The sequence below is a fragment of the Pontibacter sp. JAM-7 genome, assembly GCF_048548695.2.
Taxonomy (GTDB): domain Bacteria; phylum Pseudomonadota; class Gammaproteobacteria; order Pseudomonadales; family Balneatricaceae; genus Neptuniibacter.
In genome coordinates this window covers 103,391-125,156 of sequence record NZ_JBLYIF020000003.1, presented here as the reverse complement: position 1 = coordinate 125,156, position 21,766 = coordinate 103,391, and the positions used below count along the sequence as shown (strand labels likewise).

The following is a 21,766-nucleotide window of genomic DNA, read 5'->3' as shown; positions in this document are numbered from 1 at the left end:
CACACAATATCCAGCGCTATTGCAGGCTCACCCGTTATTCTGCCTGCAATGCCAGCACAGGACTAAGTCGGGCCGCCTGCCGCGCTGGCAACACGCCTGCCAACAACCCAACCACCACCGACAACAGCAGCGCCAGGCTCAAATACACCAGGTCCACCGTCACCGGTAGCGCGGGCAGCAGTACGACCAGCGCAGTCAACAGCAGCATCGCTAGCAGCAAACCGACAATCCCCCCCAGCAATGCCAACAGTACCGCTTCGGCAAGAAAGAGACGCAAAATCTGCGCAGAGGTGGCCCCCAATGCTCTCAGTAAACCCACTTCTGCACGGCGCTCCCGGACAGTGGTGACCATAATAGTCGTGATACCGATAGCACCCACCAGTAATGAGATTCCGCCCAAGCCTGCCACTGCCGCCGCGAGTATGCCAAGAATACGATCCATGCTGGCCAGCATCTGGTCCTGTGTTATCAGTGAAAAATCTTCCCTGCCATGGCGTTCAATTAAACGCTGCCGGATCAGCTCAGTTAAAGTCTCAGTTTGAATGCCCGCGCGATAGGTAACATCAATTTCCATGAGGCCCGCCCGGTTAAACAGTGTCAACGCTCTATCGACCGGTATATATACGATGTCATCCAGGTCAAACCCCAGCATCTGACCTTTCTCTGCCATCACACCACGCACACGATAGCGTTCCCCCCCCACCCTGACGAACTGGCCCAGCGGACTCTCACCGGCAAACAGTTCACGCCAGACCTTATGCCCCAATACGGCATAGGGCTGTGACGCCGCGCCTGCCTCATCCGCCAAAAACCGCCCCAGCAATAGTGGAAACCGCCAGGCCACCGCCATATCGCCACCTACGCCAAGTATATCGGTATGTCGTACCCGGCGGCCAAACTCAATCGCTCCGGCTCCCTGCACCAGCGGAACCACATGCTCTACATACGGAAGATAACGCAGACTGGCGGCATCCGACAGGCTTAAAGGCCGGGTACTGGACAATAACCCTCCCACACCCCCAGTTTGGGTTTTGCCCGGATTAATGGCCACAATACGACTGCCAAACTGAGAAAAATTTTCCAATACATAGAGGCGAATCCCCTGCCCCAGCGTGGTCAGCAGCACCACCGCGGCAATGCCAATGGCGATACCCAGCACAGTTAGCAGGGTGCGTAAACGACTGGTCAGCATGGCCCGTAGGGTCAGGTGAATAAAATCACTGCTTCGCATCCGGCACCTCACCTCTTAATGCCAGCACCGGGGCCATCTTCGCCGCACGTCGCGCAGGCAGCCAGGCAAACAAAAGCGCAACGCCGAGCGCGACACCCAGCGCACCCAGCAACGCCCAAAGCGGCACCGCAACCGGAAACTGCGGCCAGATACTATGTGCCAGCCAGAGCACCAGATACCCCACCAGCACCCCCAGCAACGCCCCCAGCAAAGACAATAGCAGTGCCTCACTGAGAAACAGCCAGTGCACCTGCCGCTCACCCGCACCCAGCGCTTTGAGCAGGCCAATTTCACGGGTTCGCTGACTGACACTAATCAGGGTGATATTCATAATCAAAATGCCCGCCACTATCAGGCTAATGGCGGCAATGGTCGCGACACTCAGGGTTAACAGATGGAGTATCTTGTTAAAAACACCCAGCACGGCATCCTGGGTGACTACGGTGACATCGAGTTCTCCACCATGACGCTGTTGCAGAGTGGTTTCCAGTCGCTGACGCACGGTATCAATCTGCGCCGGATGCTGCACTTGAACAAATAACCGGAACAAACCTTCAGTATCAAAAATTTGCATTGCACTGGCGACAGGGATCAAAACCGCTTCACGCATATCAGTGCCCAGAGAGACTCCCTCTTCCTGCAAGATACCCTGAACCCGCATACGATAACTGCCAACACGCAACCAAGTTCCCAACGGGTTCCCGGTAGGTAGCAGCTCCCGGCGCACTTCCGTGCCAATGACTGCCAACGGTGCGGCCTGAGCCAGAGGCAACATAGGTAACGCCTGCCCGGTTTGAGTATTAAGGCCACGGATAGTAAAAAAGCTGGCACTGGTTCCGACAACGATTAACTCACGGTTGCGGCCGCCACTGTGTACCGGTGTTAGACCCACCACCAGCGGTGCCACAGCTTTCACACCCGGCAGGCGGCGTAAAACGTCAGCATCCTCGAGTGTTAGGTCACGAGTGCCTTCGCCGGTCAACGGCGGTAATCCACCGGTGGTTTCTTTACGACCGGGAAGGACAATTAGCACATCGTTCCCCAGCAGCGAAAATTCCTGCAACACAAAGCGGCGGGCACCCTCGCCAAGGCCGGTCAATAACAGCACGGCGCAGACCCCCACACTGGTGGCAAGCAATATCATCAGAGTGCGAAACCACTGCCTTCGCAACAGCCGCAGATTAAACAGCAGCAGGTCAGGCAGGCGCACCAGAGTGCTCCAGGCTGTCACTGACCAACTGACCATCCCGCATCCATAAGCGGCGTTTTGCACGCTCCCCAATGGCCGGGTCATGAGTCACCACCAACAGGGTAATGCCTTCCTCGTTGAGTTCTTCCAGCAGTGCGATCACTTCCCCCCCGGCGTGAGTATCGAGGTTACCGGTAGGTTCGTCAGCCAGCAGTAGTGCAGGTTTACGGATGACTGCTCTGGCGATAGCCACCCGTTGCCGTTGCCCCCCGGACAACTGATGCGGCAGGTGTTCTGCATGTTTATCCAAACCCAGTCGCTGTAACAGTGTATCCACCTGGGGGCGGCGCTCAGCGGGAGCAGTGCCATTCAGCACCAACGGCAGTTCAATATTTTCCCGGGCTGTCATCCGATCAATCAGATGATAGGCCTGGAATACAAAACCGACCTGGCTGTTACGACATCCCGCGCGCCGTTCCTCGGTGAGTTGGTACATCGCCTCGTCGTTCAACCAATACTCTCCGCTGTCCGGTTGATCCAGCAGACCCAGCATATTTAACAAAGTGGATTTCCCGGAACCGGACGGGCCCATCACCGACAGGTATTCACCCGCTGCAACATCAAGACAAAAATGATCCAGAGCGGTCACCGTTTCGCCGCCCAGACGGTATTGCTTACACAGGTTATCCAGCCGTATCACTCCGCCACCACTCTGGCGCCAGCTTCAGCTCCAACGGTATCCAACCGGCTCAAAATACGGTCGCCATCCCTCAGTCCAGACACAACTTCAACCCAGCTCCAATTACGCAGACCGGTTTGCACCTCAACTGACGCTAACCGCGACGCGTCCGGATTAAACCGCAGTACCCGATCACCCTCCAGTAACGTATCGGTAGGTACCCTCAGCACCGTGTCATGCCGCGCCAGAATCACTTCGATATCAGCACTATACCCAACCAGAAGTACTGCCCCAGCGGGTGGCTGAACAAACAGCACATCCACATCGACGGTACGTGCCTGTTTTTCCAATTCCGACACATAGGGCGCTATACGACTGATATAACCGGCAAAACTCTGGCCACGGAAGGCATCCAAAGTAATTCTGGCCGGCTGGTCAACCTTAAGACTGGCAGCCTCAACTTCATCAATCGGCGCTCGTACATAAAGACAACTGTCATCAATCAAGTCAACCGCCGGCGGGGTTGCCACTCCCGGCGGTGAAGGCGTAGTGTACTCGCCGGGTTCGCCATTGATCTCCGCCACAATACCGGCATAAGGCGCCCGTAACTGCATCTCATCCAGTAGCACCTGGGTCCGCGCTAGAATCACCTTGGCCCGGGCGACCTGAGCAGTTGCCAGTTGACATGCCAGCGCTTGCACCCGGGCATCTGTGGCCAGACGATCAAGCTGTTCATCCGATAGTAATTTCTGTCCCGCCAGCCCCTGCGCACGGGTTTGCTCACGTTTAGCCAGCGCCGCACTCTGGCAGCGTTGCTGGCGTTCAAGCTGAGCTAACTGGACCTCTACATCAGCCTGTTGCAGGTTTACCTGCTGCTCTCGATCATATAGCTGAAGCAATAACTGTCCCGGTTTAACCCGGTCGCCCTCCGCCACCAATAGCTGCTCCACCCGGCCACCCCGTGGCAGTGCCAACCGGGAACGGTGACATGCCCGAATACTGCCCGCCCGGCTGTTAGCGGCAATCTGCTCTACCACCCCTGTCGACACCCGATGCAAGGGAACCAACACTGGCTCTTCCTGGCTGGCATACCAGACCACTGCCGCTAATACGATTACCATCACGACTACAACTTGTTTCATCGGTTCTCCCCACCGATATGCTTTCGTAATAAACATAGACTGTATTATGCTCAGGCAAGGCGGCTAACGGATGGTTTTGTCACCTTTTACGCGTCATAACCGGGTCAACACACCTGCAGAGTGAGGAAGAAGCCATGAGTAATCAGGGGCTGGTGTATGGATACAAGCTAGATGGTCAAGGCGGAGGTACCGCCATATCCTGGTCGGAAATTGAGCAATGGCAACCGGACCAAGGCCCGATCTGGCTGCACTTTGATTACACCGACAGCAACGCCCAACAGTGGATTCGGGAAGCAAGCGGTCTCGACAGTCTGGTGGCAGATGCGTTACTTAGTGAAGAGAGCCGACCGCGAGCCAGCCAATTGGATAACAACAGCCTGTTACTGGCTCTGCGCGGTGTCAATTTAAGCCCCGGTTCGAATCCTGAGGATATGATAGGCATTCGCATCTGGTGTGATGGTAAACGTATCATCAGTACCCGCAAGCGGCGAATGCTATCTGCACAGGATCTGGTGAATGCTCTGGAAAGCGGAACCGGCCCCTGTGACGTTGGCGATTTTATCACCCAACTCACCTACCGCCTGATCAACCGCATGCAAAACACCATTCAGGATACCGAAGACCATGTGGATGAAATCGAAGATCGGGTGCTCACCGGGCAAGGCGAAGCACTGCGCAGTCAGGTATCCGGGTTGCGCCGACAGGTTATAGCCCTGCGCCGCTATCTGGCACCGCAACGGGAAGCAATGATGCAACTGCAGACCCTGCGTATTAACTGGCTGACCGACCAGCACCGACAAAGCCTGCGGGAAGTCACGGACCATCTGATTCGCTATCTGGAAGATCTGGACTCGGTACGGGATCGGGCAGCGGTATCACAGGAAGAGCTGGGCAACCAACTGTCTGAACAGATGAACAGCCGCATGTATGTGCTATCACTGGTGGCAGCGGTGTTTCTGCCATTAGGTTTTCTAACTGGGATGTTAGGGGTGAATATCGGCGGCATTCCCGGTACCGAGAGTAGCGCCGCTTTCTGGTGGTTCAGCGCAGTATTGCTGATTTTGGTCATACTGCAGCTATGGTATTTCCGACGTAAAGGCTGGGTGTAAACCCAGCCGCCGGTCAGGAGTGGTCGTTCTTGGATTCGTCCTGAATATAACTCGGTTGCACCGGCTCAAGGTGCCGGTCAAGCTGACCAATATCCAGCATGGGTGCTGCGTCAATGTGATGGGCGTCCAGCATAAAAGCAACACGTTCAAGAGCCGCAATCACCATCGACTGCTCCCAGCCCTGCATATCGTCAAAGCGACGGATAAACATATCCTGCTGGGTGGTGGGTGCGCCTTTCATCATCTCCATGCCCTGATCTGTCAGAAAAACCCAAACCTTGCGCTTATCTTCTTTACCCCGTTCACGAGCAATCAGCTGCTTTTTCTCAAGCCGGTCCAGAATACTGGTCACCGTTGCCTGTGCCAGTGCCATCTCTTTGGCTAACTCACCTGTCGATAAGTGGTTTTTCTGCCGCAGAGTCTGCATCACCATCAGTTGTGGCAGGGTGAGCCCCGTACAACGACTGATATGTTTTTCCTGCATGTCGGTAGAGCGAATAATCTGGCGTAATAACACCAGTGCATCCTGACTTTTATCCATCGCTTGTCTAACTATCTCGGACTCATTGGACCCCGATTTTACCGCGACATTCATACTAAGTAAGCCATTCATCGCCTGTTTCACCCAATTATTAACTTAGTGTTACTAAGTAAAATTATATCTATTTTGTTCAAAAAAAAGGCAATATATCAATTTTTTGCCCTAAAAAGCACCTTTTATGGGTAAAAAAGTACCAAAATTTGCGAAATTATTTTCAATCCGTATAATTCACATCCATCGCATTACGAAATATTAGATATACGATGAATAACACCACTGTGCGTTTACGTAAGCCAAACGCCAAAGACGGCTATGCCGTACACCAATTAATCAGCCAGTGTCCGCCACTGGACCAGAATTCGGTTTACTGCAATTTATTGCAGTGCTCTGACTTGAGCGATAGCTGTATTTTGGCCGAAAGCGACACTGGCGTAATTGCGGGCTTTATTTCCGGCTACCGTCCGCCCGCACGCCCTGACACCCTTTTTATCTGGCAGGTTGCTCTGCATCCAGATTGGCGGGGGCAAGGCATTGCACTGAAGATGCTGACTGAACTGTTCGCATCACAAAGTAATGCAACGGCGCTGGAAACCACCATTTCACCGGGGAACGTCGCATCTGAAACGCTATTTGCTCGTTTTTTTGAGCAACAACAGATGCAAGTCGTTAAACACACCCTTTTTTCATCGGCAGAACACTTCGCCGGCAAGCATGATGACGAAGTGCTCTACCGTGGTTCCAAGGCAACTGCCTGAGCCACCAAACCATGGATAGAAACCACAGGTAATGATTATGAATACGTTTGAACAGTATGAATCCGAAGTCCGCAGTTACTGCCGCTCTTTTCCGGTTGTTTTCAGCAAAGCCAAGGGTGCCAGCCTGTTCACCGAAAGCGGCCAGGAGTACATCGATTTTCTGGCTGGTGCAGGTACCCTGAACTATGGACACAACCATCCAGAGCTGAAACAAGCGCTGCTGGAATACATTGAATCTGACGGTTTGACCCACGGCCTGGATATGCACTCCTGTGCCAAAGAGGCCCTGATCACGACACTGCAGGAAGTGATCCTGCAACCACGTGGTCTTAATAACTATGTTATTCAGTTCACCGGCCCAACCGGCACCAATGCGGTTGAAGCGGCTCTGAAACTGGCACGCAAACATACCGGCCGTGAAGCTGTCATCGCCTTTACCAATGGTTTCCACGGCGTATCCGGTGCCGCGCTTAGCTGCACAGGTAACCAGCATCACCGTGGCGGTGCCGGGACATCTCTGCACAATGTCGTACGTATGCCTTACGCCGGTTACTTCGGCGATCAGGTAGACACCCTGGATATGATGGATAAACTGCTGCAGGACCCAAGCAGCGGTATCGATCATCCAGCAGCCGTCATTCTTGAAGTCATTCAGGGTGAAGGTGGTCTGAACGTTGCGTCGCCTGAATGGTTACGCAAGCTGCGTAAGTTGTGCGATAAGCATGACATGCTGCTGATTATTGATGACATTCAGGCTGGCTGCGGTCGTTCTGGCGACTTCTTCAGCTTTGAAGCATCAGGCGTTAAACCAGACATTATTACTCTGTCCAAGTCCCTCAGCGGTTTCGGCTTGCCTCTGGCAGTGACTGTATTCCGTAAAGAGCTGGATATCTGGAAACCCGGCGAACATAACGGCACCTTCCGCGGCAACAACCACGCATTTATTACCGCCAGTAAAGCACTGCGTACTTTCTGGGAAACCAAAGAGTTTTCTGAAGAGATCAAACAGAAAGGCGAATTCGTACGTCAGCGCATGCGTAAGATTTGTGACCGTTTTGGCCCATCATCGCTACACGTTAAAGGCCGTTGCATGATGAGCGGCATCGAATGCCCCGATGGTGAACTGGCAGATGACGTTGTCGCTGAGTCCTTTAAACGCGGCCTGGTGATCGAAACCTGCGGCAACCGTGATCAGATAGTGAAGTGCTTTGCACCGCTGACCATCAGCCAAGACGACCTAAGCAAAGGCATGGACATTCTGGAACAGGCCTTTGCTGCTGCCAAGTCCAATGCTGCTAAATCCGATGCCGCTGCATCCTGAGGAAAAGAGAAACGATGATTGTTCGCAAATTATCCGAAGCACGCCAGTCTGATCGTCGCGTTCGTTCAGACAACTGGGAAAGCACCCGTCTACTGCTGAAAAATGATCAGATGGGCTTTTCCTTCCACATCACGACGATCTTTGCCGGTACTGAAACCCATATCTGGTATCAGAACCACCTGGAATCGGTGTACTGCATCAGTGGTAAAGGTGAAGTGGAAACGCTGACCGATGGCAAGATTCACACCATTGAACCAGGCACCATCTACATTCTGGACAAGAACGACGAGCACCTGCTGCGCGCGTCCGAAGAGATGGAGCTGGCCTGCGTGTTCAATCCGCCTTTGAATGGTAAAGAAGTTCACGACGAAAGTGGCGTTTACCCACTGGAAGCCGACACCGTTTCTTAAGGCATTTGTAACACCGTATTAAATACAGAATAAAAGGCGGCACGCGATGCCGCCGGGGATCAACATGTTAAGCGTAGAGAAAATTGGCGGCACTTCAATGAGCCGTCACATCGACGTACTCAACAATATCTGGCTGTATCAAAAAAACGGTTCTGTTTATAACCGAATATTTGTTGTGTCCGCATACAGCGGCGTGACCGACCTGCTGCTGGAACATAAAAAATCCGGCGCCTCCGGTGTTTACAGTTGTTTCGCTGAAGCCGAGCAGGAAGACGCCTGGTACCAGCAACTGCTGGAAGCACGCGACAAACTGCTGCAGATCAACCATCAGATGTTCACTGGTGCCGAGCTAAAGCAGGCTAACGACTTTATCGAACACCGGATAGAAGGCGCTGCCGGCTGCATGCAAAGCCTGCATAACCTTTGTTCCTACGGCCATTTCCAGCTGGAAAGCCAGTTGGAAACTGTGCGTGAAATGCTCGCCTCGATTGGTGAGGCACACAGTGCATTCAACTCTGTACTGCTGCTGAAGCAACACGGCATTAACGCCCGCATGGTCGACCTGACCGGCTGGAACCTGGAATCACCACTACTCTTTGATGACATGATTCGTCAGTCTTTTGCTGACCTTGATCCATCTCAGGAGATGCTGATCGCTACCGGTTATACCCACTGCCAGGAACGGCTGATGAAGACCTTTGACCGTGGCTACAGCGAAATGACCTTCTCGCGAATATCCACCGCACTGAATGCGGACGAAGCGATTATTCATAAAGAGTTCCACCTCAGCAGCGCCGATCCACGCATTGTCGGGGAAGACAAAGTCGTGACTCTGGGCATGAGTAACTTTGATGTTGCCGACCAGCTGTCTAACCTCGGTATGGAAGCGATCCACCCCAAGGCAGCCCGTGGTCTGCGCCAGGCAGGTATTCCGTTACGCATCAAGAATACATTTGAGCCAGAACATGGCGGTACCCTGATCAGTCAGAATTACTGCAACCCTCGTCCCTGCGTTGAGATCATTGCCGGTCGACGAGATGTCTTCGGCATCGAAGTTTTCGATCAGGAGATGCTGGGCAATCCAGAATACGATATTGGCATCACCGGCCTGCTGCGCCGACTGAAGATGGATCTGGTTAACAAAGAGGCCGATGCCAATAGCATCACCTTCTATGTTGCCGGCAACCGCAAGATGATCAACCGTATCGTGCGCCTGATCGAAGAAGACTACCCCTCGGCCGAAGTCAATGTGCACAACATTGCCCTAATCTCGGCGATTGGTTCCGACATCAAAGTAAAAGGTATGCTGGCCCGCACAGTGGGCGCGCTATCGAAAGCAGATATCAGCATCCTGGCCTTGCATCAGACCCTACGTCAGGTAGAGATGCAGTGTGTAGTGGCAGAAAGCGACTATGAACCTGCGATTCGCGCGCTGCATGCGGCGCTGGTTGAAGCCGAAGATCATGGTAACGTGATACGCGGCGCAGCCTGATCATCTAAGGGTGCTCACTGAGCACCCTTTTTCCCTTGCCATCTGTGCAAGTTTGCTATGCTGTAACCAGCAATCACCTGCGGCCTCACGTGGCCAGCATCACTCAAAGTCCAGGGAGGTTTCTCCATGGATCAACGAACAAATCAACTGACTGGCAGTGCTGCCGTTTTGATTATCCATTTTGAGGAAAAGCTTCTGCCCAAAGCATTTGCCTTAAAAGAACGGCTCGAACAGGACGCTGATCTAGAAGACCAGGACATTGCGTTTCTGGAGCAGCTCTTTGGCCAGGTGCAAAACCTGCAAAGTCTGGCGCATAATCAGCCCGAAATTCAACCCTTTGCCGCCGGCGTGGTCAGTCTTTACCAATCACTGACCCAGCTCGCAGTAAATGCCAGCCCCACCCCACCAGCCGACAATTAGCACAACGGACATATTACTGTCACACGGCCATGAGATGATCCGAGAAAATTATCATTGGAGCAGACCATGTCACACACTACTTTGCACCGTCACCTGATTCAGTTACTCAATAATGGCTATTCAGAAAATGAGATCCGCACACTGGTCATCGCACCCCATGCGGTTATCGATCAGGCCATTGCCACCTACCACCAACAGCAACAAAAAGTGACCCGTCAACTGCAGAGCCAACAAGCACAAGCCAGCTACGCTATGCGACTGAAGCACTAAAATCACCCGCGTTTCACCAGCCTACCCCTCTCCTAAAGCATAATTCTGCTTTTTCTCTGTTGACAATAAATCCATTTCCGATTCAGATACTGTTCAAGCAGCTTGGTGTATTAATCCTCTATAGATAGGTGTGGCGGCACCCTGCTGCATCGCACTGATCTGAAACCCATCAGCAACAAAGGAAAATTACAATGAAAAAAGCACTGATCGGCGCAGCCTTTGCTGCCATGTTGTTGCCAGCTGCAGCTATGGCAGAACGTGATGGCGCAACTGTATACAACACCAAATGTGCAGCATGCCACGCAAGCGGTGTCGCGGGAGCGCCTATGGTCGGCAAGGCTGACGAGTGGGCACCTCGTGTAGCTCAGGGCGAAGAAATGCTTTACAAACATGCCGATGAAGGCCTGAATGCAATGCCTCCACGTGGCATGTGCATGGACTGTACTGACAGTGAATTAAAATCCGCTATCAGCTTTATGGTCGAAAACTCCAAGTAAATTCTGAACAGCGTAAAAAAACCGCCAACTGGCGGTTTTTTTTGTTACTGCCAAACTCAGAATATCTCCTGCGGCAGCAAATCAATCAGCTCAGCATTCGGATCATCAGGCTGAGTCGCTTGAATCTTTTCCAGTGACTCCTCGTCACTACCTTTCTGCACAATAATCTCGACCCGGCGGTTACGTGAGCGGTTTTCCCGACTATTGTTGGGCACCAGTGGTTTAGTATCGGCATAACCCAGCACCCGGAAGCGAGACTGGTCCATACGTGGGTCAGCAAACAATTCATGGCCTACAGCCAAGGCCCGGGCAACCGACAGATCCCAATTAGACTCAAACGCCTGTCCTGAATAGGGGATATTATCGCTGTGACCCTCAATCGCTACCTTACCTTTAACATTGAGTAACACATCACGAATTTTCGCCAACACTGGAATAGACTCATAGCGCAGGTCGGCAGATCCGGAGTCAAAAGACCCCTTCTCCTTAATCCGAATAATGATTTTCTTGCCATCGGTTTCAACTTCGACACTGCCGTCGCCAATCTCCCGGGCCAGCACCTTGGCAAATTCAACCGCTTCTTCCTTGGCTTCCTGCTCCAGCATCTCTCGTAACTGCTCAAGCTGCTCTTCCAACTTATCCTTAATATCACTGTCATCCTGCTTGGAGCGGATATCCAGGGTGTTCATATCATTATTGATCGTCATCTGGCGGATTTCATTCAATGGCGTCGGTTCCGGCCGCCCCGGACTGAATTCCTGCGCAATGATAGAAGTACCCTTAGGAATATCCTCAACCTTGATTTGATTTTGCACACCAAAAGCTTCGCGCATGGAGCCGGCAAGCTGCTTAAACTTAAGCACGTCCATCTCAGAAAACGACAGCAATAAAACAAAGAAACACATCAATAGCGACATCAAGTCGCCAAAGGTCGCCAACCAGGCGGGAAGCCCAGGCTGACAGGGAGGACATTCGTGTTCGGTATCGTCACTCATTTCGACTTCGCTCCGAACTTATTCTTCAACCGTCTCACGCTTTTTACCCGGCAGGTAATTACGCAGCATCTGTTCGATTACCCGCGGATTCTGGCCCGCCTGAATCGCCAGTAAACCGTCGATGATCAGCGCGTTATTCAGAGCTTCCTCATTACGACGCACCTTAAGCTTGTCAGCCATCGGAATACAAATCATGTTGGCCATCATGGCACCGTACAGGGTCGTTAACAGCGCCACCGCCATTGCTGGGCCAATGGATTTAGGATCACTCATATTGGAGAGCATCTGTACCAGACCCACCAGCGTACCAATCATCCCCATGGCGGGGCCGACATCACCCATAGCACTAAAGATAGAGGCACCAAACTCATGCCGATCACTGGTCAGTTTGGCTTCCTTGTGGAGCAGCGTTTTCACCACCTCCGGGTCATGGCCATCCACCAGCAACTGGATACCTCGCTGCATAAAATCACTGCTGACCTCTTTGTCTTCCAGCGACAGCAGGCCACCTTTCCGAGCAGCATCAGCCATTTCCACTGTTTCAGCGATAATATCTTCCGAGTTTACCGATTTGAACATGAAGGCTTTGGCGGCAACTTTACCGGCGGCCAAAAACTGACCCAGGGTATATTTCATTAGCACGACAAAGATGCTGCCGCCGATCACGATCAGCAGCGAGGGGGGGTTGACAAAAATACCAACATCTCCGCCCATGACCATGGCGGCAACAACGATACCAAAACCACCCAACAAGCCGACGAGTGTTGCGATATCCACTCAATGCTCCTTCATCATAACCGGAGAGGAAAATAGGGTTTGCCCCAAAAACAAGATGGTCATCATAGCAAAAATGCATGACCATTCATCTGCTAAGAATGTATAACGGCAGAATTTCCGTATAATTGACGTTAGTTAGTGTAAAACCGTCCGATTACAACACCTTCGGGCGGCATCCGGCCAGGCCGGACGCCTTGCAAACCGCGTCTATCAACCAAGAATAAGCAGACAATATGCCACGCAAAAAGAACGCGCCTGATTTTGAGCACTCCCTTACCGCTCTGGAGACACTGGTTACCCAAATGGAACAGGGCGATCTGTCACTGGAAGAGGCGCTGAAGGCCTTTGAAGATGGTGTTCAGCTGACCCGCCAATGCCAAGAGGTCCTCAATGAGGCCGAACAAAAAGTGCAGTTTTTGGTCGAAAAAAACGGTGAACTCACCACGCAACCGTTCACTGAGCACAAGGACACCTGATCTTGGCCATTGCGGAACTGCTGCAACACTACCAGCAGCGTATTGATCACTATTTGGATGCACTGATCATTTCCGAGGGCATCGAACCGCGCCTGCAAGAGGCGATGCGCTACAGCCTATTCAATGGAGGCAAGCGCATACGCCCGGCGTTGATTTATCTGGTTAACCAGATGCTGGGGGGCGGCGACCAACAGGCTGACCAGGCCGCCGCTGCGATTGAATGCATCCACAGCTATTCTCTGGTTCATGACGACCTGCCGGCGATGGACGATGACGACCTGCGCCGGGGCAAACCCAGCTGCCATGTCGCCTTTGACGAAGCCACCGCAATTCTTGCAGGGGATGCCTTACAGTGCCTCGCATTTGAATTACTCTGCAATGCCAGCCAACTGCCAGCCAACTGCCGATTAGCATTGATCGACACGCTGAGCCAAGCTGCTGGCCACCACGGCATGGTTGCCGGCCAAGCTTTTGACCTACGCCATGTCGGTCAACCACTTACCCTGCCTCAGATAGAAGCGATGCATCAGCACAAAACCGGCGCACTTCTGAAGGCTGCAGTGCGCATGGGCGCGCAATGCAGCGGACAGGCAAGCCAGCCGCAGCTGGATGCATTGAGTCGCTATGCCGATGCCATCGGGCTGGCATTTCAAGTCCAGGATGACATTCTGGATGTTGAGGGTAGCGTGGAACAGATTGGTAAACCCGCCGGATCAGACCAGGCACAGCACAAACCTACCTACCCTGCACTGCTTGGCATGGCTGCGGCCAAAGCCAAACTGACCGAGCTCCATGCCCAGGCTCTCGCAGCATTAACTGATCTACCTAACAGCCAACACCTGGCCGCCTTGGCTGACTTTATCGTAGCGAGGGATCATTAAGCGATGTTTCATGCCATTCCCAGCCAACGCCCAGACACGCCACTGCTCGATCAGATCGAACAGCCTTCTCAACTGCGTCAATTAAGCAGCGGCCAGCTGCCACAACTAGCAGAAGAGCTGCGTGCCTATCTGTTGTACAGCGTTGGCCAGAGTGGCGGTCATTTTGGAGCCGGCTTGGGAGTGATTGAGCTTACAGTTGCCCTGCATTACCTATTACAAACACCGGAAGATCACCTGGTATGGGATGTCGGGCACCAGTGCTACCCCCACAAAATTCTGACTGGGCGCAGAGAGCAACTCACCCGCATTCGTAAAGCCGGCGGCCCCTCACCCTTCCCGAAACGGGATGAGAGTGAATATGACAGCTTTGGTGTCGGGCATTCCAGCACATCCATCAGTGCCGCCCTTGGCATGGCACTGGCTGACCGAATCCTTGGCCAGTGCCGCAAAACCGTTGCCGTGATTGGCGATGGTGCAATGACTGCGGGAATGGCGTTTGAAGCCCTCAACCATGCGGCACACACCCATGCCAATATACTGGTTATTCTCAACGACAATGATATGTCGATCTCCCGCAATGAAGGCGGACTGGCAACTTATCTGGCGAAAAACCTGAAAAACCAAACTGCGGGCGATACCACTTCAGCACTGTTCGAGGCCCTGGATTTTCATTACAGCGGCCCCATCGATGGTCATGACTTTAACCAATTGCTACCGGCACTGCAGGCAGCACTTGAGCGTGATGGCCCACAGTTTCTGCATATTCTCACCCGCAAAGGCAAAGGCTTCGCTCCTGCAGAAGCCGACCCGGTGGGCTACCACTCCCTAACTAAAATTGAGCCAATTAAAGGCCGCAAACAGCCAAAAAGACCCAGCTTCTCAAACCTGTTTAGTGAATGGATCTGTGCCACCGCAGCCAATGACCCGCGCTTAAGCGCCATCACTCCCGCCATGCGCGAAGGTTCGGACCTGATCGCCTTTTCGGAGCAGTTCTCTGAACGCTATTTTGATGTTGCCATTGCAGAACAGCATGCGCTGACGTTAGCCGCCGGGATGGCTTGCACAGGCGCCAAACCGGTAGTAGCCATCTACTCTACCTTTTTGCAACGCGCCTATGACCAGCTGATTCACGATGCCTCATTGCAAAAACTTGATCTGTTATTGGCACTCGACCGCGCCGGGTTGGTAGGTGAAGACGGTGCCACCCATGCCGGTTGCTTTGATATTGCCATGCTGCGCTGCCTACCAGAGACAGTGATAATGACACCGTCCGATGGCACTGAGCTTCAGGCTATGCTGAGTTTGGGCTATAAGCTGCCCGGATTAGCGGCAGTGCGTTACCCTCGAGGCGCAGCACCGGATCCAGTATCGGCTCAAGACACCCCGCTCACACTGGGGCAAGCACAGGTCCTGCATCAGGGTCATGGTGTCGCATTGCTGAACTTCGGGCCGTTATTACACCAGGCCATGCACGTAGCCAAGCAACATAACTATACCCTGGTAGATATGCGCTTCGTAAAACCCCTCGATCAGTCATGCATCAAACAGTTAACCGAAGCACATCCGTTGCTGGTAACCATTGAAGACCATGCTATAGCCGGGGGTGCGGGTTCAGCGGTAAGTGAGTATTTGCATCAAGCTCAGTTAGACAGCGAACTGCTATGCCTGGGTATTCCCGACCGCTGGATCGCTCATGCATCCAGGCCAGAACAGTTGGCTATGTGCGGCCTGGACAGCTCTGGTATTGCTGCAGCCATTGAGTTGCGACTAGCTTCAGTTAAAACTGAACACCAGTAACTGCAGTACCAGCGCGGCATACACCCCTGCCAGCAGATCATCCAGCATAATACCCAAGCCCCCGGATACCTTGCGATCAACCCAGCCAATCGGCCAGGGTTTGAGAATATCGAAGATTCGAAACAGGACAAAACCCAGCACTATCCAGGTCCAGCCCGCCGGTGCCAAGGTCATCGTCAACCAGAAGCCAACAAACTCATCCCAGACAATCCCGCCGTGATCATGTACGCCCAGGTCCTTTGCCGTCCGGTCACACAACCAGATCCCCACCAGCGTGGTCAGCAACAGCATCAGCAAGTACCAGGGCAGACTCAAATGCTGCAACCACAGATAGGGCAAGATGGCGGCCAGGGTACCAAAGGTGCCCGGGGCTTTGGGGATAGCACCACTGCCACAACCAAACGCCAGAAAGTGAATCGGGTTACGCCAAACTGACGCGGGACAATGTTTACTCATGTCATGCCTTTTTGGGGGCAAAGTGATCAAACCCCGCCACAGTTAACGGTTGTGGTTTACCCTGGTGCAACAGGATCAACTCGGAGCCTGAGGTGATCCGGCCAATCACCGTCACCGGTTGTTGTTCTAATAAGGGCAAGTGCGCTTCGGGTAGGGTAAAGCAAAGCTCAAAATCCTCCCCCCCTGACAAAGCCCATTCGAGGCAGGTCGGTGCCGGAAAGTTGCGCTGTATTTGTGGCGAAAGCGGCAGCTTGCTGAGTTCTATTTCTGCGCCACACTGAGCCATATTCAACAGATGACCAAGGTCTGCAACCAAACCATCAGACAGATCAATGCAACTTGAAGCCAGTCCACGCAGCGACTGTCCCAAGCCCAAACGCGGTTCAGGCGCATAAAAACGTTGCTGTAGATAACTCAGATCCGCATTAACCGCCTGCGGTTGCAGTAAGGTTTCCAGGCCAGCACGGCTATCGCCAAGCGTGCCACTGACCAACACCAGATCGCCAGGTCGAGCACCGCCGCGAGTCAACGCTTCATTGTTTGGTACCCAGCCATGCACCTGAGCGGTCACCGTGAGTGGCCCCCGGGTAGTATCCCCCCCAATCAGACTTAATCCCCATTGCTGGCAACAATCAAACAGGGCATCTGCAAACGGTGCCAACCAGGCAGGGTCAGCTTTGGGCAGGGTAAGCGCCAGGGTCAGCCAGGCTGGCTGGGCACCCATTGCCGCCAAGTCACTTACCGCGGCCCCCATCAGGCGACGCGCAATCAGTTCAGGCGGCGTATCGGGCAGGAAGTGAGTGCCTTCCACCAGGGTATCGATAGAAAGCACCAGTTGTTGATCGGGTACAGGCTGAAGAACAGCACAATCATCACCTACCCCCAATACCACAGATGTATCGGCTGATTGTCGGACAAAAAACTGCCTTATCAGCTCAAACTCACCCATGTCAGCGCTTCGCACGAACCTCAGCCATACGCACGCGTTGCGCCAATTTATCCAACACCCCGTTGACGTAACGATGGCTGTCAGTGGCGCCATAGATCTTCGCCAATTCGACGCTTTCGTTGATCGCCACGCGATAGGGCACTTCAATGCGTTTAGACAGCTCAAACGCCCCTATGCGCAACACCGTCAACTCAATCGGATCCAGCTCATCAATACGCCGATCCAGATAATCGACAAACAGCGTATCCAGATCAGATTTACTGGCAGCAATACCGTGCAGCAGTTCAGAGAACAGTTTGATATCGGTATCGCTCATATCATTTTCCACCCGAAACTGGGCTTCAATTTCATTCACTGGCTGACCAGCAATCTGCCATTGATACAGCGCTTGCAAAGCATAGCTGCGAGCCTGGCGGCGCTGGTTTGTCAGAGAGGCTTTTTTCGCTTTCTTTGGCTTGGAGGTAGGTTCGCTCATCCCCGATCAGACCTCAAGCTGCTTCAGCAGGCTGACCATTTCCAAAGCAGACAAGGCAGCTTCTGCGCCTTTATTGCCCATCTTGGTACCGGAACGTTCTACTGCCTGCTCGATGCTGTTGACCGTCAGGATGCCGTTGGCTACCGGAATGTTATATTCCAGAGACACCTGGGCCACACCTTTAGAGCTTTCGCCTGAAACATATTCAAAATGCGGCGTACCACCACGGATGACCGCACCCAGGGCGATGATGGCATCATCCTGCTTTTGCGCAGCCAGACGTTGTACCGCCAGCGGAATTTCAAATGCACCGGGCACCCGTACGATACGGATATTGTCTTCACTGACACCGTGACGTTTCAGGGTATCCAGCGCGCCTTCCAGCAGGCTTTCCACGACAAACGCATTGAACCGGCCAACCACGATGGCATATTTGCCATCGACATTGACGAAATCACCTTCATAGGTTGTTACAGCCATTCTGTATCCGCCTTGTTAGTCTTCACAGGGAATATATTCTTCAATCTCCAGATCAAAGCCGGAGATTGCATTAAATTTCATCGGTGAACTGAGCAAGCGCATCCGCCTGATACCCAGATCACGCAATATCTGAGAGCCAGTCCCTACCGTCAGGTAGGCACCCGAAGCGCTGATATCATTAGTCTTGGTCCGGTTAGGCCGGTTCAGTACTACATCCAGTGCAGTACCCAGATCATAGCGTTGACCACTGTCCAGCAGCACGACCACGCCTTTGCCTTCTTGCGCCACACGCTCCATGGCACGGCGGACTGTCCACTTGGTTTCCTCGCCGGTTTTAACACCGATCACATCGCGCAGCACTTCCGTGCGGATATGTACCCGCACCATGGTTGGATCTTCCGGGGTGATATCCCCCAGTAGCATTGCCAGATGGGTACAACCCTGAATCTCATCACGGTAGGTGACACAGCGGAAATCACCATACTCAGTCGGCAACAACGTTTCCGCTTCGCGAGTGACTGTATGTTCATTGGTAGTGCGATAATGAATCAGGTCTGCGATGGTGCCGATCTTCAGGTTATGTTTCTGCGCAAACAGTTCCAGATCCGGACGACGCGCCATGGTGCCATCTTCATTCATGATTTCAACGATCGCTGCAGCCGGAGTATGGCCCGCCAGGCGCGCCAGATCACAGCCGGCCTCGGTATGTCCCGCCCGACTCAGTACACCACCGGGTTGCGCCATCAGCGGGAAGATATGTCCTGGCTGAACGATATCTGCTGGTTTGGCAGCATGTTTTACCGCGACACGGACGGTGTGAGCACGGTCTGCGGCCGAAATGCCTGTAGTCACACCCTCTGCGGCTTCAATCGACAACGTAAAGTTGGTTGAAAACTGGGCACCGTTACTCTGCACCATCAATGGCAGTTGCAGCTGTTTGCAACGCTCACGGGTCAGCGTCAGGCAGATCAGGCCCCGAGCGTGGGTGGCCATAAAGTTAATATCTTCGGCGCGCACCATTTCAGCAGCCATCACCAAATCGCCTTCGTTTTCCCGATCTTCATCATCCATCAGAATGACCATCCGGCCCTGGCGAATATCCTCTATCAGTTCTTCAGGTGTATTCAGTTCCATATCTATCCGTCATTCGCACTCAGCGGTGCATAAAGCCTGCAGCCGACAGCTTATCCAGCGTCAACCCTTGGCTATTGTTATCGTTATTATCTTTTACCTGCCCCAGCAAGCCTTCCAGATAGCGGGCAATAATATCCACTTCCAGATGCACCTGCTGACCTGTTTGATAACCATCAATGATGGTTTCTTGCGCAGTATGGGGCACAATGTTAAGCACAAAGTCACACCCTTCGACGCTATTCACCGTCAAGCTGACACCATCTACCGTCACCGAGCCTTTTGCCACCAGGTAACGCTGCAATGCTACCGGTGCCTGCAGGGTGAAACGAATTGAGCGTGCATCTTCCTGCCGTGACAGAATCACGCCAACGCCATCCACATGACCACTGACAATATGGCCACCAAAGCGGGTCGTCGGCAACATCGCTTTTTCCAAATTTACTTTCTCACCCACCTGCAGGCGGGTGAAACGGGTATGGCTAAGCGTCTCGCGGGACACATCAGCCACAAAACCATCGCCAGGCAACGCCACGGCGGTCAAGCACACACCATTGGTGGCAATACTGTCACCCAGTTTTACATCCGCCAGATCCAGCGCGCCGGTGCGCACATACAGGCGCAGGTCGCCGCCAGTTTCCGCCACCGCGGCAATTTCACCAATCGCTTCGATGATTCCGGTAAACATCAGTGTGCCGCTCCGTATTCAGGTCGTAAAGTCAGCTTCAAGTCATCTCCCAGCCAACGGCTATCCAGACGCTGCAACCGTACCTGCTGCTGCATTTTAGTCAAGGGCAGAGATACCAACGGGCGAGCGTCACTGCCCAGCAGGGTCATCGCCTGATAAACCACCAGCTCGTCTACCACTTGTGCCTGCAACAAGGCCCCAGCCAGATTAGCGCCGGTTTCCACCAATAACTCATTACACTGCTGTTCTGCTGCCAGCCAGCGCAGCAGAGGCAATAAAGGCACCCGACCATCGCTGTCAGCAGCAAATTGTTTCACTTCGGCGCCCGCTTGTGTCAGTGCGGCTGTATCCTCAGAGCAGGTCACCACCATCGTCCGGCCCGGCTGCTGCAAAATACGCGCGGTCATAGGCAGCCTTGCCCTGGAATCGAGGACTACCCGCAACGGCTGACGTTGGGCGATTGCCTCGGCATCCGCCAGTTTCAGCTCATTACTACGCACTGTCAGTGCCGAGTCATCATGCAGAATAGACTCAACTCCGGTCAGCACCGCTGAGCTGCGCGCTCTAAGCTGTTGGACATCAGCGCGGGCCGCAGGACCAGTGATCCACTGAGACTCTCCTGAATCCATCGCGGTGCGCCCGTCCAGACTACTTGCCAGCTTAACCCGCACAAAAGGCAGACCGGTTCTCATCCGCTTGATAAATCCGGGATTCAGTGATGCGGCCTCCGCCTCAAGCAAACCACTCTGGGTTTCGATGCCCGCAGCTTGCAAGCGTTCGATACCACGGCCAGCCACCTGCGGATTCGGATCAACCATGGCGGACACCACCCGGCTCACACCGGCATTAATCAACGCTTCTGCGCAGGGCGGTGTACGGCCAAAATGACTGCAGGGTTCAAGCGTGACATAAGCAGTTGCCCCGTTGGCTGAACTACCGGCCTGGGATAGAGCATTAACCTCTGCATGGCCTTCACCCGCTCTGCGGTGATAACCCTCACCGACAATGCGTCCACCATGCACCAACACGCACCCAACTCTGGGGTTCGGGTCTGTCGTCCAGGTTCCCTTAGCCGCCAGCTGCAGGGCACGCGCCATATAGGTGCGATCTGCTACCGTCCAATCAGCCATCATTGTCTCCATTCTGGCTGGCATGACCGGCAGATAGACGCTCTATCTCTTCTTTAAATTCGTTGATGTCCTGGAAGCTGCGATAGACAGACGCAAAGCGCACATAAGCGACTTCATCCAGCTTACGCAGCTCAGCCATCACTGCTTCGCCCAATTCACGTGAGGGTAACTCGCGCTCACCGGTAGCACGCAGGCGGTGTTTGATACGACTGACAGAGGCTTCGAATTCTTCAATAGAAACAGGGCGCTTTTCCAGCGCCCGGTGGATACCGGCCCGAAGCTTATCTTCATCAAAAGGTTCACGGGTGCCGTCTGCCTTGATAACCCGGGGCATCAATAACTCGGCAGATTCAAATGTGGTAAAACGCTCGTTACAGGTGACACACTCACGTCGCCTGCGGACCTGCTGACCCTCAGCCACCAGCCGGGAATCCACCACCTTGGTTTCATTGGCACCGCAAAACGGACATTGCAT

Annotated in this window: 26 protein-coding genes; 11 read left to right on the top strand and 15 right to left on the bottom strand. The window is 53.5% G+C overall.

What is annotated here, in order from left to right; genetic code table 11:
- Positions 1–34 precede the first annotated feature (34 nt).
- From ACFVYJ_RS05035 to ACFVYJ_RS05020, 4 genes are read right to left on the bottom strand one after another with little or no spacing between them, the layout of a single operon-like run.
- Positions 35–1,231, bottom strand: coding sequence for an ABC transporter permease (locus ACFVYJ_RS05035; protein ID WP_419413950.1), 1,197 nt, complete (start codon positions 1,229–1,231; stop codon positions 35–37).
- A complete protein-coding gene (locus ACFVYJ_RS05030; protein ID WP_419413949.1) occupies positions 1,218–2,477 on the bottom strand; it encodes an ABC transporter permease in 1,260 nt (419 codons plus the stop codon). Before ACFVYJ_RS05030 ends, ACFVYJ_RS05035 begins: the two co-directional genes overlap by 14 nt.
- Positions 2,428–3,120, bottom strand: coding sequence for an ABC transporter ATP-binding protein (locus ACFVYJ_RS05025; RefSeq protein WP_419413948.1), 693 nt, complete (start codon positions 3,118–3,120; stop codon positions 2,428–2,430). Before ACFVYJ_RS05025 ends, ACFVYJ_RS05030 begins: the two co-directional genes overlap by 50 nt.
- Positions 3,117–4,241, bottom strand: a complete 1,125-nt coding sequence (locus tag ACFVYJ_RS05020) for an efflux RND transporter periplasmic adaptor subunit (protein ID WP_419413947.1) — start codon at positions 4,239–4,241, stop codon at positions 3,117–3,119. The genes ACFVYJ_RS05025 and ACFVYJ_RS05020 overlap by 4 nt, the downstream gene beginning before the upstream one ends.
- 134 nt (positions 4,242–4,375) lie before the next feature.
- On the opposite strand from ACFVYJ_RS05020, the gene zntB reads away from it, so the two are divergent.
- Positions 4,376–5,350 carry a zinc transporter ZntB gene (gene zntB, locus ACFVYJ_RS05015; RefSeq protein WP_419413946.1) on the top strand — a complete coding sequence of 325 codons (975 nt, stop codon included), beginning with the start codon at positions 4,376–4,378 and terminating at the stop codon, positions 5,348–5,350.
- A gap of 13 nt (positions 5,351–5,363) precedes the next feature.
- On the opposite strand, the gene ACFVYJ_RS05010 is transcribed toward zntB, so the two are convergent.
- Positions 5,364–5,891, bottom strand: coding sequence for a MarR family winged helix-turn-helix transcriptional regulator (locus ACFVYJ_RS05010; RefSeq protein WP_419413945.1), 528 nt, complete (start codon positions 5,889–5,891; stop codon positions 5,364–5,366).
- Between the two features lie 263 nt (positions 5,892–6,154).
- Here ACFVYJ_RS05010 and ectA point away from each other — a divergent pair, with 263 nt between their 5' ends.
- From ectA to ACFVYJ_RS04975, 7 genes are all read left to right on the top strand, one after another.
- The gene (ectA, locus tag ACFVYJ_RS05005; protein ID WP_419413944.1) at positions 6,155–6,646 is read left to right on the top strand and encodes a diaminobutyrate acetyltransferase; all 492 of its coding nucleotides are present in this window, start codon (positions 6,155–6,157) and stop codon (positions 6,644–6,646) included.
- Between the two features lie 37 nt (positions 6,647–6,683).
- Positions 6,684–7,967: a diaminobutyrate--2-oxoglutarate transaminase gene (gene ectB / locus ACFVYJ_RS05000; protein ID WP_419413943.1), complete on the top strand. Its 1,284-nt coding sequence runs from the start codon at positions 6,684–6,686 to the stop codon at positions 7,965–7,967.
- A 14-nt stretch (positions 7,968–7,981) separates the two neighbouring features.
- On the top strand, positions 7,982–8,377 hold the full coding sequence (locus ACFVYJ_RS04995) for an ectoine synthase (RefSeq protein WP_419413942.1): 396 nt from the start codon (positions 7,982–7,984) through the stop codon (positions 8,375–8,377).
- Between the two features lie 64 nt (positions 8,378–8,441).
- On the top strand, positions 8,442–9,869 hold the full coding sequence (locus ACFVYJ_RS04990) for an aspartate kinase (RefSeq protein WP_419413941.1): 1,428 nt from the start codon (positions 8,442–8,444) through the stop codon (positions 9,867–9,869).
- A gap of 126 nt (positions 9,870–9,995) precedes the next feature.
- The gene (locus ACFVYJ_RS04985; protein ID WP_419413940.1) at positions 9,996–10,289 is read left to right on the top strand and encodes a hypothetical protein; all 294 of its coding nucleotides are present in this window, start codon (positions 9,996–9,998) and stop codon (positions 10,287–10,289) included.
- A gap of 66 nt (positions 10,290–10,355) precedes the next feature.
- Positions 10,356–10,559, top strand: a complete 204-nt coding sequence (locus tag ACFVYJ_RS04980; RefSeq protein WP_419413939.1) for a hypothetical protein — start codon at positions 10,356–10,358, stop codon at positions 10,557–10,559.
- Between the two features lie 191 nt (positions 10,560–10,750).
- A complete protein-coding gene (locus ACFVYJ_RS04975) occupies positions 10,751–11,056 on the top strand; it encodes a c-type cytochrome (protein WP_419413938.1) in 306 nt (101 codons plus the stop codon).
- A gap of 56 nt (positions 11,057–11,112) precedes the next feature.
- On the opposite strand, the gene ACFVYJ_RS04970 is transcribed toward ACFVYJ_RS04975, so the two are convergent.
- Entirely contained in the window at positions 11,113–12,051 is a 939-nt protein-coding gene (locus ACFVYJ_RS04970; protein WP_419413937.1) for a MotB family protein, read from the bottom strand.
- Positions 12,052–12,069: 18 nt separating this feature from the next.
- Positions 12,070–12,828 (bottom strand): flagellar motor protein PomA, encoded by a 759-nt coding sequence (gene pomA / locus ACFVYJ_RS04965; protein ID WP_419413936.1) that lies wholly within the window; start codon positions 12,826–12,828, stop codon positions 12,070–12,072.
- Positions 12,829–13,061: 233 nt separating this feature from the next.
- Here pomA and ACFVYJ_RS04960 point away from each other — a divergent pair, with 233 nt between their 5' ends.
- Genes ACFVYJ_RS04960 through ACFVYJ_RS04950 form a run of 3 tightly spaced genes read left to right on the top strand, consistent with a single transcriptional unit; the run spans position 13,062 to position 15,982 of the window.
- Complete coding sequence (locus ACFVYJ_RS04960; RefSeq protein ID WP_419413935.1) at positions 13,062–13,304, top strand: exodeoxyribonuclease VII small subunit; 243 nt, start codon at positions 13,062–13,064, stop codon at positions 13,302–13,304.
- 2 nt (positions 13,305–13,306) lie between these two features.
- Positions 13,307–14,185 (top strand): polyprenyl synthetase family protein, encoded by an 879-nt coding sequence (locus ACFVYJ_RS04955; RefSeq protein ID WP_419413934.1) that lies wholly within the window; start codon positions 13,307–13,309, stop codon positions 14,183–14,185.
- A 3-nt stretch (positions 14,186–14,188) separates the two neighbouring features.
- Positions 14,189–15,982 (top strand): 1-deoxy-D-xylulose-5-phosphate synthase, encoded by a 1,794-nt coding sequence (locus ACFVYJ_RS04950; RefSeq protein WP_419413933.1) that lies wholly within the window; start codon positions 14,189–14,191, stop codon positions 15,980–15,982.
- On the opposite strand, the gene ACFVYJ_RS04945 is transcribed toward ACFVYJ_RS04950, so the two are convergent.
- Genes ACFVYJ_RS04945 through nrdR form a run of 8 tightly spaced genes read right to left on the bottom strand, consistent with a single transcriptional unit; the run spans position 15,959 to position 21,766 of the window.
- A complete protein-coding gene (locus ACFVYJ_RS04945; RefSeq protein ID WP_419413932.1) occupies positions 15,959–16,438 on the bottom strand; it encodes a phosphatidylglycerophosphatase A family protein in 480 nt (159 codons plus the stop codon). The two genes, ACFVYJ_RS04950 and ACFVYJ_RS04945, sit on opposite strands and share 24 nt — an antisense overlap.
- A gap of 1 nt (position 16,439) precedes the next feature.
- On the bottom strand, positions 16,440–17,402 hold the full coding sequence (thiL, locus tag ACFVYJ_RS04940; protein WP_419413931.1) for a thiamine-phosphate kinase: 963 nt from the start codon (positions 17,400–17,402) through the stop codon (positions 16,440–16,442).
- Entirely contained in the window at positions 17,389–17,862 is a 474-nt protein-coding gene (gene nusB, locus ACFVYJ_RS04935; protein WP_419413930.1) for a transcription antitermination factor NusB, read from the bottom strand. The genes thiL and nusB overlap by 14 nt, the downstream gene beginning before the upstream one ends.
- A 6-nt stretch (positions 17,863–17,868) precedes the next feature.
- Positions 17,869–18,342 (bottom strand): 6,7-dimethyl-8-ribityllumazine synthase, encoded by a 474-nt coding sequence (ribH, locus tag ACFVYJ_RS04930; RefSeq protein ID WP_419413929.1) that lies wholly within the window; start codon positions 18,340–18,342, stop codon positions 17,869–17,871.
- Between the two features lie 15 nt (positions 18,343–18,357).
- Positions 18,358–19,476: a bifunctional 3,4-dihydroxy-2-butanone-4-phosphate synthase/GTP cyclohydrolase II gene (gene ribBA, locus ACFVYJ_RS04925; protein ID WP_419413928.1), complete on the bottom strand. Its 1,119-nt coding sequence runs from the start codon at positions 19,474–19,476 to the stop codon at positions 18,358–18,360.
- 19 nt (positions 19,477–19,495) lie between these two features.
- Positions 19,496–20,161 (bottom strand): riboflavin synthase, encoded by a 666-nt coding sequence (locus tag ACFVYJ_RS04920; protein WP_419413927.1) that lies wholly within the window; start codon positions 20,159–20,161, stop codon positions 19,496–19,498.
- Positions 20,161–21,291, bottom strand: a complete 1,131-nt coding sequence (ribD, locus tag ACFVYJ_RS04915; RefSeq protein WP_419413926.1) for a bifunctional diaminohydroxyphosphoribosylaminopyrimidine deaminase/5-amino-6-(5-phosphoribosylamino)uracil reductase RibD — start codon at positions 21,289–21,291, stop codon at positions 20,161–20,163. The genes ACFVYJ_RS04920 and ribD overlap by 1 nt, the downstream gene beginning before the upstream one ends.
- On the bottom strand, positions 21,284–21,766 hold the full coding sequence (gene nrdR, locus ACFVYJ_RS04910) for a transcriptional regulator NrdR (protein ID WP_419413925.1): 483 nt from the start codon (positions 21,764–21,766) through the stop codon (positions 21,284–21,286). Before nrdR ends, ribD begins: the two co-directional genes overlap by 8 nt.